13 protein-coding genes and 1 tRNA gene are annotated in these 17,545 nt (G+C 69.7%); 9 read left to right on the top strand and 5 right to left on the bottom strand.

Features of this window, described 5'->3' with window-relative positions; translation table 11 throughout:
- The 6 genes from AB1634_13855 to AB1634_13830 form a co-directional block, all read left to right on the top strand.
- Positions 1 to 1,770: TolC family protein (locus tag AB1634_13855; GenBank protein ID MEW6220599.1), on the top strand; the 1,770-nt coding region annotated here is incomplete at its 5' end.
- A 194-nt stretch (positions 1,771 to 1,964) separates the two neighbouring features.
- The gene (locus tag AB1634_13850; GenBank protein ID MEW6220598.1) at positions 1,965 to 3,518 is read left to right on the top strand and encodes an HlyD family efflux transporter periplasmic adaptor subunit; all 1,554 of its coding nucleotides are present in this window, start codon (positions 1,965 to 1,967) and stop codon (positions 3,516 to 3,518) included.
- Positions 3,515 to 4,219, top strand: a complete 705-nt coding sequence (locus AB1634_13845; GenBank protein MEW6220597.1) for an ABC transporter ATP-binding protein — start codon at positions 3,515 to 3,517, stop codon at positions 4,217 to 4,219. The genes AB1634_13850 and AB1634_13845 overlap by 4 nt, the downstream gene beginning before the upstream one ends.
- Positions 4,220 to 4,228: 9 nt before the next feature.
- Entirely contained in the window at positions 4,229 to 5,488 is a 1,260-nt protein-coding gene (locus tag AB1634_13840; protein ID MEW6220596.1) for an ABC transporter permease, read from the top strand.
- Between the two features lie 12 nt (positions 5,489 to 5,500).
- A complete protein-coding gene (locus AB1634_13835; GenBank protein MEW6220595.1) occupies positions 5,501 to 7,129 on the top strand; it encodes a SpoIIE family protein phosphatase in 1,629 nt (542 codons plus the stop codon).
- Positions 7,130 to 7,271: 142 nt separating this feature from the next.
- Positions 7,272 to 8,501: a methyl-accepting chemotaxis protein gene (locus tag AB1634_13830; protein ID MEW6220594.1), complete on the top strand. Its 1,230-nt coding sequence runs from the start codon at positions 7,272 to 7,274 to the stop codon at positions 8,499 to 8,501.
- 72 nt (positions 8,502 to 8,573) lie between these two features.
- Here the strand turns inward: AB1634_13830 and AB1634_13825 are convergent.
- Positions 8,574 to 8,648: transfer RNA gene (locus AB1634_13825), tRNA-Thr, on the bottom strand.
- 319 nt (positions 8,649 to 8,967) lie between these two features.
- Here AB1634_13825 and AB1634_13820 point away from each other — a divergent pair.
- Positions 8,968 to 10,089, top strand: coding sequence for a tetratricopeptide repeat protein (locus tag AB1634_13820; GenBank protein MEW6220593.1), 1,122 nt, complete (start codon positions 8,968 to 8,970; stop codon positions 10,087 to 10,089).
- Between the two features lie 33 nt (positions 10,090 to 10,122).
- Here AB1634_13820 and AB1634_13815 read toward each other — a convergent pair whose 3' ends face one another.
- Positions 10,123 to 11,619, bottom strand: a complete 1,497-nt coding sequence (locus tag AB1634_13815) for a leucyl aminopeptidase (protein MEW6220592.1) — start codon at positions 11,617 to 11,619, stop codon at positions 10,123 to 10,125.
- 26 nt (positions 11,620 to 11,645) lie between these two features.
- Positions 11,646 to 12,830: an HDOD domain-containing protein gene (locus AB1634_13810; protein MEW6220591.1), complete on the bottom strand. Its 1,185-nt coding sequence runs from the start codon at positions 12,828 to 12,830 to the stop codon at positions 11,646 to 11,648.
- Between the two features lie 158 nt (positions 12,831 to 12,988).
- Between AB1634_13810 and AB1634_13805 the strand changes: the two genes are divergently transcribed.
- Positions 12,989 to 14,032: a hemolysin family protein gene (locus AB1634_13805; protein ID MEW6220590.1), complete on the top strand. Its 1,044-nt coding sequence runs from the start codon at positions 12,989 to 12,991 to the stop codon at positions 14,030 to 14,032.
- Positions 14,033 to 14,043: 11 nt separating this feature from the next.
- Here the strand turns inward: AB1634_13805 and AB1634_13800 are convergent, their stop codons facing one another.
- Positions 14,044 to 15,396 carry a 4Fe-4S binding protein gene (locus tag AB1634_13800; GenBank protein MEW6220589.1) on the bottom strand — a complete coding sequence of 451 codons (1,353 nt, stop codon included), beginning with the start codon at positions 15,394 to 15,396 and terminating at the stop codon, positions 14,044 to 14,046.
- Between the two features lie 4 nt (positions 15,397 to 15,400).
- On the bottom strand, positions 15,401 to 16,510 hold the full coding sequence (locus tag AB1634_13795) for a trypsin-like peptidase domain-containing protein (GenBank protein ID MEW6220588.1): 1,110 nt from the start codon (positions 16,508 to 16,510) through the stop codon (positions 15,401 to 15,403).
- Between the two features lie 286 nt (positions 16,511 to 16,796).
- On the opposite strand from AB1634_13795, the gene AB1634_13790 reads away from it, so the two are divergent.
- Positions 16,797 to 17,545 (top strand): hypothetical protein (locus AB1634_13790; protein MEW6220587.1); only part of this gene is annotated, 749 nt, incomplete at its 3' end.

The following is a 17,545-nucleotide window of genomic DNA, read 5'->3' as shown; positions in this document are numbered from 1 at the left end:
CCTGTTCTGGTCGTGGCCATCATCCTTGCCGCCTGTGCCCCAGCCAGCCAGCAGCTGGCAGCCACCGACGACGCCGTGCATGCCATCCTGAGCCAGCGCCGGACGGAAGCCATCGGCCACGACGAGCCCTTCACCGTGGAGCGGCCGGCGGATCTTTTGCGCCGGCGGCTGCAAGAGGCCCAGGACCTGCCGGCCAGCGGCCCGGCGGCCCTGGGCAGCGACGCCCTGCCGCCGCCGGCCGGCTGGCCGGTCGCTCCGGCGCCGCCGGCCCCGGCCGACGCCCCCCTCACCCCTTTGCCCTCGCCCCTCGTGCTCTCCCTCGCCGAGGCCCTGGCCGTGGGGGCCCGGAACAGCCGGGAGTACCAGACCGCCAAGGAGGAGGTCTTCCGGGCCGGGCTGGACCTGAATCTGGCCGCCTTGCGGTTTACCGCCAGCTGGGCTGGCACCGTGGCCGCGCTGCTGGAGAGCGACGCCTCCGGGTCCCGCACCGCCACCGGCCTCACCAGCCACGCCGATCTCGCCGCAGCCCAGCAGCTGACCTCGGGCCTGGCCTGGACCGCCAGCCTGGCCGTGGATCTCGTTCGCCTCCTGACCCTGGACCGCGCCTCCTCCCTGGGCCTCATCGCCGACGCCACCATCACCCTGCCGCTTCTGGCTGGCTCGGGCCGGGACATCGTCCGGGAGCCCCTGACCCAGGCCGAGCGGGAGGTCACCTACGCCCTGTGGGCCTTCGAGGAGTACAAACGCCGCTTCGCCGTTGACCTGGCCACGGATTTTCTCAATGTCCTCCAGGCCTGGGACGTCATGGACAACGCCGCCGCCAACCACCGGCGCCTGGCCGCCTCCGCGGCCCGGGCCCGGCGCCTGGGCGAGGCCGGCCGCCTGTCCGAGATCCAGGTCAGCCAGGCGGTCCAGAACGAGCTCCGGGCTCGGAGCCGCCTGCTGGCCGCCCAGGAGGCCCTGGCCAACCGCCTGGACCAGTTCAAGATCGCCCTCGGCCTGCCGGCGGACGCGGCCCTGGAGCCGGACCGCCAGGAGCTCCATCGGCTGCTCGCCCAGCCGGACGAGATGCACCAGCCGAATCCTGGCGCCGCCGCCGGCCACCTGAGCATGGAAGCCGAAGCCGCCGTCAGGCTGGCCCTGGCCCAGCGCCTGGACCTGCGGGTCGCCCTGGGCCGGGTGGAGGATGCCCAGCGGGCCGTGCTGGTAGCCGCCGACGCCCTGCGGCCCGGTGCCGACCTGGTGCTGGCGGCCACCGCCGGCGAGGCCCGCAGCCTGGCTTCGGCCAGCCTGTCCGATGCCCGGCTGCGGCTGGACCGGGGCCTGGCCTCGGCGGCCCTGGCCGTGGATCTGCCCCTGGATCGCCGGGCCGAGGTCATCGCCCTCCGGGCGCGGCTCCTGGATCTGGAGGCCGCCATCCGGGCGGTGCAGGCCCTGGAGGACGAGATCAAGGCTGCGGTGCGCGCCGACCTGGCCGCCCTGGCTACCGCCGGAGAGGAGATCGCCGTCCAGACCACGGCGGTGGCCCTGGCAGAGCGCCGGGTGGCCTCGGCCAATCTCTTTCTGGAGGCTGGCCGGGCCCAGATCCGTGACCTCTTGGATGCCCAGGATTCGTTGCTGCTGGCCCAGAACGCCCGCACCGCCGCCCTGGTCAGCTACCGGCTGGCGGAGCTGGCCCTGCAACGGGATCTGGGCGCTCTGGCGGTGGACAGTGCAGGGTTGTGGCAGGAATACCGGCCCGGGAGGACAGACGATGGGGACGGTTCCTAAGGATGGCCGGCAGGGCAACGGCCCGGCCCGGTGACGACAGGTCACAGAATGGTTTCTACGCCATACTGGGAACCAGCGGCTCACTGTTCAGACGGTTGCGAGCCGCATCCGACAATGGCCCGCCGCTTTGGGCAAGCCATAAGAGGGCGCAGGTATCCAGCAGCATCACGCCGTCTCCCATGACCTTGTCCCCCATGATCGAGAAACAATCCGGCCGCCAGCCGCTCGCTCCCGTCCTGGGGCTGTCGCTCCTGGTGCTGGCCCTGGTTGGCTGGCTGGGGCGGGACTGGCTGGCCGGCCCGGCGGGGCCGGATCCGGCCTCGCTGCCCGTCTTCGCCGCTCGGCTGGAGCCCCTGGCCATCTCGGTCACCGAATCCGGCACCATCCAGCCCCGGGAACAGGAGGTCCTGAAGAGCCAAGTGGAAGGCCGCACCACCATCCTGTTTCTGGTGCCGGAGGGGGAGAAGGTGGAGGCCGGCCGGGTCCTGGTGGAGCTGGACGCCAGCCGCCTGCAGGAGAGCCGGGTGGACCAGGAGATCCGGGTGGAGAACGCCCGCTCGGCGGCGATCCGGGCCCGGGAGAACCTGGCGGTGGTGGAGAACCAGGCGGCCAGCGACGTGGAGAAGGCCCAGACCGATCTGGCCTTTGCCCGCATGGACCGGGACAAGTACGATCAGGGCGAGCTGCCCAAGGAGCTCAAGGAGGCGGAGACCAGAATCGCCCTGGCGCAGGAGGATCTGCGCCGGGCCGAGGAGAAGCTGCGCTGGTCCCGCATCCTCTTCGACGAGCAGTACCTGTCCCAGACCGAGCTGTCGGCAGACGAGATCGCGGCCAGAAAGGCTGGTCTGGACCTGGAGCTGGCGGTGGCCAGCCGGGATCTGTTGCGGGACTTCACCGCCAGCCGCCGGCGGGCCGAGCTGGCCTCAGGTCTGTCCCAGGCCACCATGGCCCTGGAGCGGGCCCGGCGCAAGGCGGCCGCGGATGTCATCCAGGCCCGCGCCGAGGTCAAGGCCAAGGAGGCGGAGCTGGCCCGGGAGGAGGAGAAGCTGGCCCGCATCCACGACCAGCTCGACAAGACACTCATCCGGGCCCCGGCGGACGGTCAGGTGGTCTACGCCACCTCCGGCCGGCAGCTGAGCTTCCGGGGCAACACCGAGCCCCTGGCCGAGGGACAGGAGGTGGTGGAGCGCCAGGATCTCATCATCCTGCCCCGGGCCGGCGCCTTCTCCGCCGAGGTCAAGATCCACGAGTCGAGCCTCAAGAAGATCGCCATCGGCCAGCGGGTGCGGCTGACCGTGGTGGCTCTCCCCGGCGCGGTCTTCACCGGCCGGGTCACCGCCATCGCCCCTTTGCCGGACCCCCAGAGCCTGTGGCTGAGCCCGGATCTCAAGGTGTATTCCACCAGCATCGAGATCGATGGCGACGGCGACGGCCTGCGCACCGGCATGAGCTGCCAGGCCGAGATCCTGGTCGACCGGATCGAGCAGGCCCTGGTGGTGCCGGTGCAGGCGGTGCGCCGCGCCGGGGGCCAGGCCCTGGTCTGGGTGCGCACTGGTGGCGCGGTGCGGCCGCAACCGGTGGAGCTGGGCCCGGACAACAACCGGTTCGTCCAGATCGCCAGCGGCCTGGCCCCCGGTGAGGAGGTGCTCCTGGCGCCGCCCGCCGCCGAGGGACCAGACACCCCCGGCCCAGTCCAGGAGCGGGCCAAGGGCGCCGGCCGACCGGACCGCCCGCCGCCCCGGCCATGATGCCGCCGGAGCCGGGCCCCGGCGAGCCCATCGTCGCCCTCGACCAGGTGAGCCGCCTCTACACCGTGGGCGCCAGCCAGGTGCGGGCCCTGGACCAGCTGTCCTTCTCCTTTGCCGCCGGCAGCTTCTGGGCGATCATGGGGCCGAGCGGCTCGGGCAAGAGCACCCTGCTCGCCCTCCTGGGCTGCCTGGACCGCCCCAGCTCCGGCTCCCTGCGCATCCAGGGCCAGGACACCCGCCTCCTGGCCGACGACCAGCTGGCGGAGCTGCGCTCCCGGCACCTCGGCTTCGTCTTCCAGAGCTTCCATCTCATCCCCCAGCTGACGGTGCGGGAGAATATCGAGCTGCCCCTTTTGTACCGTCCGGGCGGCCGCGCGCCGGTAGACCCGGACCGGCTGGCCAGGCTGGTGGCCGCCCTGGGCCTGGCCGACCGCCTGCACCACCGGCCGGCCGAGCTGTCCGGCGGCCAGCAGCAACGGGTAGCCATCGCCCGTGCCCTCATGAACGACCCGGCCATCATCCTGGCCGACGAGCCCACCGGCAATCTGGACACCGCCACCGGCGCCCAGATCATGGACCTGTTCCTGGGCCTGCACCGCCAGGGCAAAACCGTGCTCATGGTGACCCATGAGCCGGAGGTGGCGGCCATGGCCCAAGCCCGGCTCCACCTGCGGGACGGCCGCCTGGACCGAATCGAGTGATTGTCGTCCATGCTCATCCAAAGGGACATCCGCCTCGGCATCCAGAATCTCCGGCGTCATGGCCTGCGCTCCCTGCTCACCATGCTGGGGATGGTTTTCGGGGTGGGCAGCGTCATCGCCATGCTGGCGGTGGGCGAGGGGGCGAGCCGGGAGGCCCTGGAGCGGATCCGCCGCCTGGGCAGCACCAACATCCTGGCCAGCTCGGTGAAGCCGGCGGAGGATGAGTCCGGGGCCCGCCAGGATTCCCACATGAGCGTCTTTGGCCTCACCTACGACGACCACCGGCGCATCCTGGAGACCCTGCCGGCGGTGCGGCGGGCGGTGCCGGTGAAGACGGTGCGCAAGACCGCCCGCCTGGGGACCGAGGCCATGGACGTGCGCCTGGTGGGCACCACCCCGGACTGGTTCGCCCTGGTCAAGCGGCCCCTCGTGGCCGGCCGCCTGCTTCTGGACCAGGATCTGGCCGGCCGCGCCAACGTGGTGGTGCTGGCCGAGCCGGTGGCCCGGCGGCTCGCTCCTGGCCAGCCCCTCCTGGGGACCTACCTGCGTCTGGGGGAAGGGGTGTTTGAGGTGGTCGGGGTGCTGGGTGCCGAGGCCGAGACCGGAGGCGGCATCGAGTCCCCCCAGAGCGGTCAGGATGTCTACCTGCCCATCTCCACCCTCAAGGAGCGGTCCGGGGACATCACCGTGCGCCGGGCGGCCGGCAGCCGCATCCGGGAGCGGGTGGAGCTGCAGCAGATCCTGGTGGAAGTCACCTCCCAGGAGGAGGTGGACGCCACCGCTGCCGCCATGGGCGCTGCCCTGGCCCGCTTCCACCCCCGGCCGGACTTCCGCCTGCAGGTTCCCCTGGCCCTGTTGCGGGAGGCGGAGGCCACCAAGAGAACCTTCAACATCGTCCTGGGGTCCATTGCCGCCATCAGCCTGGTGGTGGGCGGGATCGGGATCATGAACATCATGCTCGCCTCGGTGACCGAGCGCACCCGGGAGATCGGCATCCGCCGCGCGGTGGGCGCCAAGCGCCGCCACATCGTCTCCCAGTTCCTGGTGGAGACCGCGGTGCTCTCCACCACCGGCGGCCTTCTGGGGGTGGCCCTGGGCTTTCTCATCCCCTGGATCATCTCCCGACTCACCGGCCTGACCACCGCGGTGACTTGGACCAGCCTGGTGCTCTCCCTGGGAATCAGCATCGGGGTTGGCCTGGTCTTCGGCCTCTACCCGGCCCGCCGGGCCGCGGATCTCGACCCGATGGCGGCCCTGCGCCATGACTAGAGGGCGGCGGCCATGACCCCTTACCGCCTGTGGCGGGTACGCAACGCCATGCTCCTGGCCAACGGCCTCGCCAACCTGGCCGGCTTTCTGGTGGTGCAGCTTCTCGTGCACCGCGCCGACCCGGTGCTGGCCCCGGCCGTGGCCGCGGCCGCCGCCCGGGTCGACTGGCTCTACGTGCCCGCCGCCTTTGCCGGGGCAGCCCTTTTCACCCTGGCCTACGAGCAGCCGACCCGCCGGCTGCTCCGCCGGCGCGCCCCCCTTGCGGCGCCGGCGGCCGAGCTCTTGCGCGGCCGCCAGCGCCTGCTCAACGAGCCCCTGGTGCTCATGGCCCTGGATCTGGGTCTGTGGCTTCTCGCCGCGGTGGTCTACGGCTGGTTCTTCCATGTCCAGGCCGCCGGCCCCCTGGTGGTGCAGACCGCCATTCTGCGGGCAGTGCACACCGGTCTCATCACCGCCACCATCGCCTTCTTCATCCTGGAGGCGATCCTGCAGCACCGCCTGGCGCCCATCCTCTTCCCAGGCGGCGGCCTGGCCGGGGTACCGGGCACGGTGCGCATCCGCATCCGCACGCGTCTCCTCTCCCTGCTCCTGGCCACCAATCTCATTCCCCTTCTTTCCATCTACGGCCTGGTCCGCCGCCTCACCGCCGCCGACCCCCAGAGGGCCGCGCTCTGGCTGCAGGCCCCCCTGGTCACCAATCTGGCGGTGTTCGCCGGGGTGGGCATCGGCCTCACCCTCCTGGTGAGCCGCAGCCTGTCCCGTCCCCTGGGACGGATCGTCCAGCGGCTGGAGGCCGTTCGCCAGGGCTCTCTTGCCGGCCGGCTCCAGGTCACGGCCAGCGACGAGCTGGGCTACTGCGGCGATGTCATCAACGAGATGACCGAGGGCCTGCGGGAGGGGGAGCGGATGCGCCAGGGCCTGGAGCTGGCCCGGGAGGTCCAGGAGAATCTGCTGCCCCGCACCGTGCCAGCCTGGCCTGGCGTGGAAGTGGCCGGTCTGTGGCAGCCCTGCGAGGAGACCTCGGGCGACTATTACGACTACCTGGAGCGGCCCGGCAGCCCGCCCCGGCTGGGCCTGGTGGTGGCGGATGTGTCGGACCACGGCATCCCATCTGCCCTCCTCATGACCACAGTGCGAGCCCTGCTCAGGCTCCAGGCCAGGCAGGCGGTGGGGCCGGCCGCGCTCATTGCCGCGGTCAACGAGCAGCTGGTGACGGACATCGAGCCCTCGGGCCGCTTTGTCACCCTGTTCTACGCCGAGATCGACAGCGACTGCCGGGAGCTGGTCTGGGTGCGCGCCGGCCACGAGCCGGCCCTTCTCTACGATCCGGGGCAGGATTCCTGCCAGGAGCTGGCCGGACCGGGCCTGGCCCTGGGGGTCATGGCCGGCGCCGTGTTTCAGGAAGGACGAACCCGGATCCCGGCGGGCGGGGTCCTCCTCATTGGCACGGACGGCCTGTGGGAGACCAGAAGCGCCGGTGGCAGCCCCTTGGGCAAGGAGCGGCTGCGCCAGCTGCTCTGCCAGCAGGCGGGCCAGCCGGCCGCCGCCATATGTGACGTCCTGAAGACGACCCTGGCGGTCTTCGCCCAGGGCCGCCGCCAGGAGGATGACGTCACCGCGGTGATCGCCCGCTTCCCGTAGGCCACGGCCGCCCTGCCCCCCCCTCCCCGGTGGGGCACAGTATCTGCCATAATGGACAGGAGCGGTCTCGCCGAGGGGTAGCCCGAGCACGCCCTCTCGGCCACGAGCCTGAGAGGTCTCACCGCTCAAGGAGGCCGACGCCATGACCGTTCCCCGTCCCCGATTCGGCCTGGGCACCGTTTCGCTGGCCGTTGGCCTCGTCTATCTCCTGGCCGGGGCGATGCTGGTGGCCGCGGTCCGGCAGACCATGCATGCCGCGGCCCTTGCGAGCGCCGCCACCGAGGCCCGCCTGCTCCTGAACCGCAACCTGGCCACCCACGCCTATTTCGCCCACAGCCTCAAGCCGGCGGTCTTCGAGCTTTCCGATCCCTTCCGGCCGCCGGACTACTTCGATCCCCGCTGGATGAGCTCCACCTACGCCATCCGGGAGATCGACCGGGAGTTTCAGGGCCTGCAGGAGCCGCAATACTATTACAAGGAATGCGCCATCAACGCCCGGTCCCCGGAAAACGAGGCAGACAGCTATGAGCGGGACTTCCTCATCGCCCTGAGCCAGGACCCGGAGCTTACGGAGGAGCGAACGATCCGTACCATCGGCGGCGAGACCTTCTTCGTCTTTCTCAAGCGAGGGGAAACGATGGAGGAGGGCTGCCTGCGCTGCCACGATACCGCGGCACGGGCGCCGGCGGGCCTCGTGGCCCGTTACGGCAGCAGCCGCAGCTTCGGCCGCTCGGTGGGGGAGGTGGTCTCGGCGGTCTCCATCCGGATCCCCCTCGACGCGGCCTTCGCCAGGGGCAACGCCTTTGCCTGGCGGCTGTCCGGCGGCCTGCTCGTCCTCCTGGGCGGCCTGTTTGGCCTGCAGCGTGCCATCCTGCGGGCCTGGGTGACGAGGCCGGTCCAGCTGCTGCATGCCCAGGCCAAAGGGATTGCCGCGGACGAAGCCCGGCTGGGCGAGGAGGTGCCCCTGCCCCGGGGCCTGGAGCTCTTCGAGCTGGCCGCAGCCTTCAACACCATGTCCCGCTCCCTGCGCCGGACCCTGGACGGCCTGGAGGACACGGTGGCCCGGCGTACCGGGGAGCTGGAGCGGGCCAATGTCCGGCTGCGAGAGGAGATCCGGGGACGCGAGGCCATCCAGGCCCAGCGGGAGGAGGCCATCTCCGAGCTGTCCGCCGCTCTGGATGAGATCCGAACCCTCAGGGGCATCATCCCCATCTGCGCGGTCTGCAAGAAGATCCGGGACGACCAGGGCCTGTGGCAGCAGGTTGAAGCCTATTTCCAGCGCCACACCCTGGCCGAGTTCAGCCACGGCATCTGCCCGGATTGCATGGCCCGGCTCTATCCGGAGGTCCTGGTGGACAGCCACGATCCTTGACGCGCCGCCAGGGACCGGCCAGGGCACGAAAAAGGGGGCTCCGGCTTGACCCGGAGCCCCCTTTGCTCTTCATGGAGCCGGCGATGGGATTCGAACCCGCGGCCTGCTGATTACGAATCAGCTGCTCTACCACTGAGCTACGCCGGCCGTCCGTCGGCGCTGCTCGGTGCTTCGAGCAGCCATCCGGCCCTGCCCCGATGCCCGGCATGGGACCGGACAGGCAGCGGCCCGGTCTCTTCCGGCATGGGATGGGTACCAGCCCGCTGCGGGTCGCCGAGTCGGAAATACCATGAATACGATGGGTTGTCAATGTTTGCGCTCCCGGACGCCTTTTGTTATAGTAGCTCCGGCTCCGGGACCGGGCGTCGTGCCAAGCCACGTCATCGGCCTCGATGACAGTGCTCCGGAGCCTGTGCCGCGAACCTGTCCCACCACAACCAAACCTCACACCCTGCCGGCGATGATGATGAAGCCAGAGAAGACTCTCCGTGAAGACCGCGAAACCCGCCTGAGCGTCATTGAGCTTTGCAAGAAGGGCCACAGCCTGTTCAAGCAGGGCAAGTACATGGAGGCGGGCATCGCCTTCCGGAAGGCGGTGGAGCTGGAGGCCACCAATCCCTATGCCCTGACCGGCCTGGGCGACGTCTCCCGCAAGCTGCACGATTTCGACCGGGCCTGCGAAAGCTACCGGGCGGTGCTCGCCCACGAGCCCAACAACGTCTTTGCCCTGCGGGGCCTGGGGGATTCCTACCGGGGTGTCCAGCGGTACGAGGAGGCCATCGAGGTCTGGATGCGCTATCTCAATTACCGGCCGAACGACATCTTTGTCGTCACCCGCATCGCCGACTCCAAGAAGCGGCTGGGCTTTTTCGACGAATCGGAGGTCTATTACAAGAAAGCCCTGGAGATCGACCCTGAGGACCGGTACGCGCTCCTGGGCCTGGCCGACCTCTACCACAAGACCGGGCGCTCGGACCTGGCCATCTACTACTACGACAAGGTCCTGGAGCACGAGACCGGCTTCGTGCACGTCCTGACCATGGTGGGCAACCTCTACCGCCACAAGAAGGAGTTCGAGAAGGCCAAGGACTACTACCTGCGGGTGCTTAACGTCGATCCGGACAATCCGTACGCCCTGTTCGGCATGGGCGACGTCTGCCGCTGGCTCCGGGACTACCATGGCGCCATCCAGTCCTGGGAGCGGATCCTGACCAAGCACGAGGGCACCATCAACATGCTCTCCCGCCTGGGCGACGCCTACCGCAATGTCGGCGACCTGGAGTCGGCGGAAACGACTTACAACAACATCCTCCGGCGGGGCTACGACAAGTATGCCCTCCTGGGGCTGGCCAAGCTGCGGATCCTCCAGGGGGATGTCCCGGCGGCCCGCCGCTGCCTGGACACCATCCTCGACCGGGAGCCGGCCGATCCCCGGGCCAGCATCGACCAGGGCGAGCTGCTGACCTCCCAGGGGGAGGGCGAGGCAGCGGCCGATCTCTACCGGCAGGCCTTACGCCGGCCCAACCTGACCTCCGAGCTGGCCCGGATCCTGGAGGATCGGCTGGAGGCACTGGGGGCCGGCAGCTGATCGCCTGCCCCCGTGGACCCCGCTCCACCTCCCTCACCAGCCCCGGATCAGCTCCAGGAGGGTCCGGACCCCGACCCCGGAAGCGCCCTTCTTGACGTACGGCTTCTCCGTGTAGCCCCAGGCGGTACCGGCGATGTCCAGATGCGCCCAGGGGGTCTTGCCCACGAACTCCCCGAGAAAGGCCGCAGCCGTGATGCTGCCGCCGTCCTTGCCGCCGATGTTCCTGAGGTCGGCCACCTCGCTCTTGAGCTGTTTCGTATACTCCGGCCCCAGGGGCAGCCGCCACAACGGCTCGCCGCTCCGCTCGCCGGCGGCCAGCAGCCGGCTGGCCAGGCGATCGTCGTTGGCAAAAAGCCCGGTGCGGTGATGGCCGAGCCCGACCACCACCGCGCCGGTGAGGGTGGCGACATCCACCACCGCGGCCGGGGCAAAGCGGTCGATGCCATACGCCAGGGCATCGGCCAGGATCAGCCGGCCCTCGGCGTCGGTGTTCGCCACCTCCACGCACTTGCCGCCGAACAGCCGCAGGACATCCCCCGGCCGCATGGCCTGGGGACCCGGCAGGTTCTCGGCAGCGGCCACCATGGCCACCACGTCCAGGTGCCGGGGCCGCTCGGCAGCCACGGCCCGCAACAGGGCCAGCACCGCCGCCCCCCCGCACATGTCGTACTTCATCTCGTCCATGCCCTGGGGATTCTTCAGGCACAGCCCGCCGGAATCGAAGGTCAAGCCCTTGCCCACCAGGAGCACGGTCGGCACCTGCCGGCCGGTCCGGTACTCCAGGGTGACCAGACAGGGAGGGCGGCCGGAGCCGCCGCCCACGGCCAGCAGCCCCCCCATGCCCAGGCACTCCAGGTCGGCCTGCTCCAGTACCGACACCGGAAGGCCATGGCGGCCGGCCAGCTCCTGGGCCAGGGCTGCAAACCGGGCCGGGGTCCAGACGTTGGCCGGCTCGTTGCCCATGTCCCGGGCCAGACAGGCGGCCCGGGCAGCCTGGCCGCCCCGGCGGCAGGCGCCGGCGAGTCCCCGTCCTGGCGGTGCGGCCAGCCAGACCGTGGCCAACTGTCCCGGGGGATCGTCGGCGCTCTCCGCCTTGTAGCGGCGGAACTGATAGGCCCCCAGAATCAGGCCCTCGCTCAGGGCCTCGACGGCGTCGGCCAGGGGCAGGGGCAAATCCTCCGGCACCAGGACCATGATCCGGGAGGCCCTGGTCTTGCCCGCCTCCACGGCAACCGAGCCCCCGGCCTGGCGCAGAGTCTCCCGCCCCACCGGCCCCTTGCCGAGACCGACCGCCAGAAGCCTTGGCCACGGCCGCTCGGGCGACGGGGCCTCCGGATAATGGAGGAGGGTCTGCCCCTCCTTGCCGGCAAAATCCCCCAGGGCCTGGGCCCGCTCGATGATCGCGGCCATGGGCGACGGCGGGACGATGGCGGCCCCTGCCTCGTCCTGGCGGACCAGGCAGGCGACCAGTTCGGCGTCCTGCCCCTCCTGTGGGCGGCGGGCCAGACGAACGGCTGGCTTCGACTCCATGATCGGTCTCCGGTTGTGAGCAGGGCTCAGCCCGCCACCAGGCGCTGGGCCTCCCGGCGCCAGAGGTCGATGGGCATAAGGTGGGCGACGCTGTCGAGATCGGTGTGGATCTGGGCGCCGGATTCGGCTTCCACCAGCAGGCGGTCGGCCAGGGCCACCACCCGGCTGGGCCCCACCAGGTTGGTGAGGGCCTGGTTGTGACCGCCCACCGCGTCGACGATGGTCATGGGCAGGTTCCACCACAGGAGGATGGCGCTGCCCAGAGAGGCGTGGCTGATGCCCAGACAGTCCTCCTCCACCTCCGAGGAGGGGCGGCGCCGGGTGCGGCAGCGCTCATCTTCCTGGGCGGCCAGGTAGCGGGCACAGTCGCTGGCGTAGATGGCGAGCTTGCCCATGTCGTGGAACAGGGCAGCACTCGCCGCCAGGCGGGCGTGGGCCGGCAGGACCCGGCGGGCGATGATGGCCGCCAGCTTGGCGCAGGACGAGCTGTGTGCGATCACCTCGTCCAGCCGCTTCTGGCAGGCGCCGGTGACCGGAAACATCTCCATGGTCTGCACCATGACGATGAGCTCCCGGATCTGGTCCAGCCCCAGGATGCTGACCGCCTGCTCCAGGTCGCCCACCGCCTGGCCCCGGGCAAAGGCCGGGGTGTTGGCCACCTGAAGCAGACGGGAGGCGATCACCGGATCCTCGCTGATGGCGCTGGCGATCTGGGGGACACCGCAGGCAGGATCGGCCAGCAGCCGCTCCACGCTGGCCACCACCACCGGCCGCACCGGCAGCCGGGCACCCAGCCGGAGGTAATCCCAGGCCCGCCGGGTGCGCAGCCGGGACCGGGTATCCAGGTCCTGGCGCACGGCCGCCAGCATGGATTCGAAATCCTGGGGCAGGACCGCCAGCCGATGGGCGAGCCCGGCGGCCACCATGCGGCCCATGGCCAGGGCGCGCTCGGGGCCGCCGCAGACATAGCGGATGGTGTTGGGGTAGCGGGTATAGATCCTGGCCAGAAAGGCCTCCATGGGAGGCAGCCGGGGGCCCAGGTGCACCAGCACCACGTCCGCCGACACCCCGGCCAGGATGGCCAGGGCCTCCTGGGGGGCACCGCAGAAGTAGACCAGGTGATCCCAGACGCCAAAAGCGGCCTTGCCGGCCTGCCAATGGACGGGGTCCTCGCTGACCAGGAGCAGGCTGTGGCTCTTCGTTATGCTCATGTTGTCCTGCCCTGGAGCCCTGTGCGTGCTGCTGCCGGAAGATCCGGCCAGCCAGCAGCACCCCCTTCTCCACTTTCTTCGATTTCTCCCCTGGTGGCAAGGTGCTCCCTCTTGGAGTCCCTGTCGCCGGTCTGGATCGCCCTGGAGGTGCCAGTCCCGTGATCCGTCTCGGTGTCAGTGTCGCCGTCGCCCTGACGGTGTCTGCCTTCTGCAGCCTGTGTGAGGCCGTTCTCTACTCGGTTCCTCATACCCATGTGGAGCTTCTGGCCAGCTCCGGCCGCGCCGCCGGCCGCCGGCTGCGCCGTTTGAAGGCCAACATCCAGGACCCCATCACCGCCATCCTCACCCTCAATACCGTGGCCAACACCATGGGGGCGGCGGTGGCCGGTGCGTCGGCAGCGGCCCTCTTCGGCGACCGGTACTTAAGCCTGTTCTCCGCGGTCTTCACCCTGGCGGTGCTCCTCGTGGCCGAGATCATCCCCAAGACCGCCGGCGTCATCTACTGCCGCCGCCTTGCCCCGGTACTGGCCCTGCCGGTGGGCTGGCTGGTGCGGCTGCTCGCCCCGATCATCTGGCTGTGCCGGGCCGTCACCGGGCTTTTCGGCTCCCAGGGCCGGGAGCTTCTGGTCTCGGCGGAGGAGATCGAGGTCATCGCCGCCATGAGCCTCAAGGCCGGCACCATCGCCCCGACCCAGGAAAAGGTGATCCACAACATCCTGCGCCTGGACGAAATCCCGGTGCGGGATGCCATGACCCCGCGCACGGTCACCTTCTCCCTGTCCGAGCACCTCACCGTCGGCGCCGCCAGGGAGCGGCTGCTCGACCTGCGGCGGCACAGCCGGGTGCCGGTCTACGACGCGGACCCCGACGATGTGGTCGGCATCGTCCTGGCCAAGGATATTCTGGCGGCCTGCGCCCAGGATCATGAAGATACCATCCTCACCAGCCTTATGCAGCCGGTGCATTTCGTTCCCGAGGCCGCATCCCTGGACCGGGTGCTGGTGGAGTTTCTGGAGCGGCGCCAACATCTCTTCGTGGTCGTGGACGAATACGGCAGCTTCACCGGGGTCATCAGCCTGGAGGACGTGCTGGAAGAGATTGTCGGCCGGGAGATCGTGGATGAGTCGGATCAGACCAGGGACATGCGGGACCTGGCCCGGCGGCAACGCCGCATCCTCACCGGCCAGGGCGCGGCCGGCTGAGGGAGGAGCGATCACAGGATCACCAGGAGGTAGGCGACCAGGAGCAGGCCCACCAGAAGGTGCACGGACAAGAAGTTGCCGAAGCGGACCAGCCCTTCGAAATCCTCCAGACTGAAGCGCCACAGCACATAAAAGCCGGCGATGGTGCCGTTCATCATGAAAAAGGCGGACAGGATCTGCACCGGAAAGTCCGGAATCCGGAAGGCAAGGCCGGCCAGGGGCAGGCTCAGCTGCCGGCCCAGGGTGGGCAGAAAGTCGCCCACCCCGGAAGCGAAGTAGCCCAGGCGATAGACCAGCTCACCGGTGAAGGCCATGGGCAGGAGCACCGGCACCAGGGGTGAGAAGCGACCGAAGGCTGGATCCTCGGTGATGCCGAAAAGCCGGGAGCCGAGGCGGATGAGGCCATGGACGCAGGCCACGGCTGCGGCCAGCAGCAGGCTGAAGGCCACGGCGTCCGGCAGCCCCAGGACGGTCATCGCCTCGGTGTACAGGGCTTCGCTCCGGAAGAAACGGGCCAGCTGCGAGCCGATGAGAAAGGGCACGATGTACGAGCAGGTGATGTAGCGGCCCTTGTTGCGGATCAGCTCGGTGTAGGGATTGCGGAGACGCAGCTGGGGGGAATCCCGCTGGCATAAAGGCAGGCAGTGGCCGCAGACCAGGCAGTGCAGGTTGTTCTGGATGCCGTAGGTGCCGAGGTAGACCGGACAGCCCCGCTGGCCGGCTGCCCCCCTCTTGCAGGCGAAGGTCGTACAGCCCCGGCAGCGGTCGTGGTTGGCTCGCAGCTCGGTGATGGACAGGGTGGCCGCGGCGCCGGTGATCCGCCCCAAAGGGCACAGATGCCGGCACCAGGCCTGGCCGGGAAAAAGCACCCCCAGAACCAGGGCGCCGCCGATAATGGCCAGAATGAGGAGCGAAGTGCCGGCCGGCGAGCGGTCCAGACCGGCCACCACCTCGCTCCAGATGATGGCGGCCAGGAGCACCACCGAGGCCTGGGCGCCATGGCGCTGCAGCCAGCCGGGGATCGGCAGATTGAGGCTCAGGCCCCGGCGCTGGAAATAGACCCCCAGGCCAGGAAAAGGGCAGATGCCGCACCACATCCGGCCGACGAAGAACCAGGAGAGGACCACCCCTGGCCACCACAGCCCCCAGGCCATGAACACCGCCACATTCTCCCGGGGATCCTGGGGACCCAGGAGGCCCACCACCACCACGAAGGCGAAGATGAGGTCGCCGGCGGTGCGCAGCGTGGCGTAATGGCGGCGGTGGGCCAAAAAGCGCCTCAACCCGGGGAAGACCCAGAAGAGGTCGAGACGGTCTGCTTCCTCGCCGGCAATCAGGCTGCGCAGTCCCTTGGTCCAGAGCAAGGCGCTATTCCACCTCCTCCAACCGGACGCGGACCTCGATCCTGGCCTCACCCCGGGTGACGGCCAGGGTCACCTCGTCACCCACCCGGTAGCGGTCCAGCTCGTTGCGCAGATCGTCGTAGGTGGTCACCTCCCGGCCGTTCACCGCGGTGATGATGTCCCCCAGGGCGATATCCGCCCCCTGGCGCTCGGTGCCCCTGAGGCCGGCCGCCTCGGCAGCGCTCCGGGGCTGCACCGCCATGATGAGCACCCCGGTCACCCCCAGCCGCTGGGCCACCTTGTCGTTGGCGATGCTCACCCCCAGCCCTGGCTGGGCGACCCGGCCGTGGGTGATGATCTCCGGCACCACCCGGTTCACCACGTCTACCGGCACGGCGAAGCCGATGCCGGCGCTGGAGCCGGACGGACTGTAGATGGCGGTGTTGACCCCGATCAGCCGGCCGGAGCTGTCCAGGAGCGGCCCCCCCGAGTTGCCGGGGTTGATGGCGGCATCGGTCTGGATGACGTCCTGGATGGTCCGGCCGGTGGAGGATTGGATCTCCCGGCCCAGGGCCGAGACGATCCCCGAGGTGATGGTCTGATCCAGGCCAAAGGGGTTGCCGATGGCAAAGACCTTCTGGCCCACCAGAAGGCTCCGGGACTCCCCCACCGGAATCGGCCTGAGCTGCGCCGCCGGGGCGGCGATCCGCAAGACAGCGATGTCCTTGTCCGGCGCCGCGCCCACAAAGCTGCCCTTCCATACCGAATGGTCGGCCAGGGTGATCTCCACCCGGTTGGCATCGGCCAGCACGTGGTAGTTGGTGATGATGTGGCCGCTTGGATCCCAGACAAAGCCGGAGCCCGTCCCCTGGGGAATCTCGTAGACGTTGAGGCTGAACAGGCCGCGCCGGAGGCCGATGGTGGTGATGTAGACCACCGAAGGCGAGGCCGCTTGGAAGATCTCGATGGTGTTCCGCTCGTCGGCGGCCAGCTCACCCTGGGGAGTGACCGCCCGGGGCGTGGCCTCCACCCCGGGCAGCGGCCGATCACCCCGCTGCCAGATCCACCAGCCCACCAGGGCGAGCAGCACCCCCACCACGACGGGGGACAAACGCCCCCTTTTCGGTTCATCCATGGCTTTTGCGGCTCCTCTTGTTCCCCCAAGCACGGCACACCCACAGCGCCGGCAGCCTCACCGGTCTGGGCCGGCGTCCCGGGCGCGGAGAGAAAAGATACTGAGCCGGCAGAGCCACCGTCAACACAAATCAGGCCGGCCCCGCCCTTGCCATCCCCCCCGGGAATCTGTACTTTCGACAAGGGCGTGTGTTAAAATGGACTAGGTTCTTTGTCAGCCTGCCGGTCGGCCAGGGCTTTGTTGTGGCGGACCGGCCTTGTTGGCCGGATCACGAGGTGCCTTTCTTATGGATACGCCGCAGTCGGACCCCCTGGCCAGAACCCCTTCGGGCCTGGCGCTGACAGCCTGCCTCGCCGCTGCCATCGCTTCCCTCATGGCCCTCCCCCCGGCGGCCGCCAACATCCCCAACGGCATGCTTTGCGACGACTGCCACACCATGCACAACAGCCAGGACGGTGCGCCGGTAGCCCTGCTCTACAACCCGGGCAGCAACCAGCTGGAGGCGAGCACCACCCCCCAGGGCTCCCTCTTGCGCAAGGACTGCGTGGCCTGCCACACCGGCACCAACAACGGCGCCAACACCATCCCTTACGTCTTCTCCATCGAGCAGCCCACCTACGGCGCCACCGGCATCAGCGGCAACACCCTGGCCGGCGGCAGCTTTTACTGGGTGGCCCAGGGCGACAATGCCTCCGGCCACAACGTCAAGAACCTGACGACGCCGGATCCGGCAGCGCCCATCGGTCTTGGCACCACCCCACCGGGCGGCTCCCTGATGGCAAGCCAGATCACCTGCGCCGGCTATTACGGCTGCCACGGCGACCGGGGGGTGGGGGTCACGAACGAGACCACCGCCATGCACCGCTCCCATCATCCGGTGCAGACCGACCCGGTCAAGACCGGGGCCGACATCGTCTCCAGCTACCGCTTCCTGTCGGGCATCGCCGGCCGGGAGGACAGCGACTGGGAATACCAGCCCACCAGCGGCGCCCACAACCAGTACAAGGGAGAGGACCGGTCCTGGGACACCTCCGA

This window comes from Thermodesulfobacteriota bacterium (assembly GCA_040755095.1).
GTDB lineage: Bacteria > Desulfobacterota > Desulfobulbia > Desulfobulbales > JBFMBH01 > JBFMBH01.
The sequence above is the reverse complement of the archived record's forward strand: the minus strand, read 5'-3'. Positions and strand labels throughout refer to the sequence as shown.

Coding starts and splice junctions, on each gene's coding strand:
- AB1634_13835 (MEW6220595.1), top strand. CDS start 5,501: ATGACCCCTTACCGCCTGTGGCGGGTACGCAACGCCATGCTCCTGGCC.
- AB1634_13830 (MEW6220594.1), top strand. CDS start 7,272: ATGACCGTTCCCCGTCCCCGATTCGGCCTGGGCACCGTTTCGCTGGCC.
- AB1634_13845 (MEW6220597.1), top strand. CDS start 3,515: ATGATGCCGCCGGAGCCGGGCCCCGGCGAGCCCATCGTCGCCCTCGAC.
- AB1634_13850 (MEW6220598.1), top strand. CDS start 1,965: ATGATCGAGAAACAATCCGGCCGCCAGCCGCTCGCTCCCGTCCTGGGG.
- AB1634_13815 (MEW6220592.1), bottom strand. CDS start 11,619: ATGGAGTCGAAGCCAGCCGTTCGTCTGGCCCGCCGCCCACAGGAGGGG.
- AB1634_13820 (MEW6220593.1), top strand. CDS start 8,968: ATGAAGCCAGAGAAGACTCTCCGTGAAGACCGCGAAACCCGCCTGAGC.
- AB1634_13840 (MEW6220596.1), top strand. CDS start 4,229: ATGCTCATCCAAAGGGACATCCGCCTCGGCATCCAGAATCTCCGGCGT.
- AB1634_13810 (MEW6220591.1), bottom strand. CDS start 12,830: ATGAGCATAACGAAGAGCCACAGCCTGCTCCTGGTCAGCGAGGACCCC.
- AB1634_13795 (MEW6220588.1), bottom strand. CDS start 16,510: ATGGATGAACCGAAAAGGGGGCGTTTGTCCCCCGTCGTGGTGGGGGTG.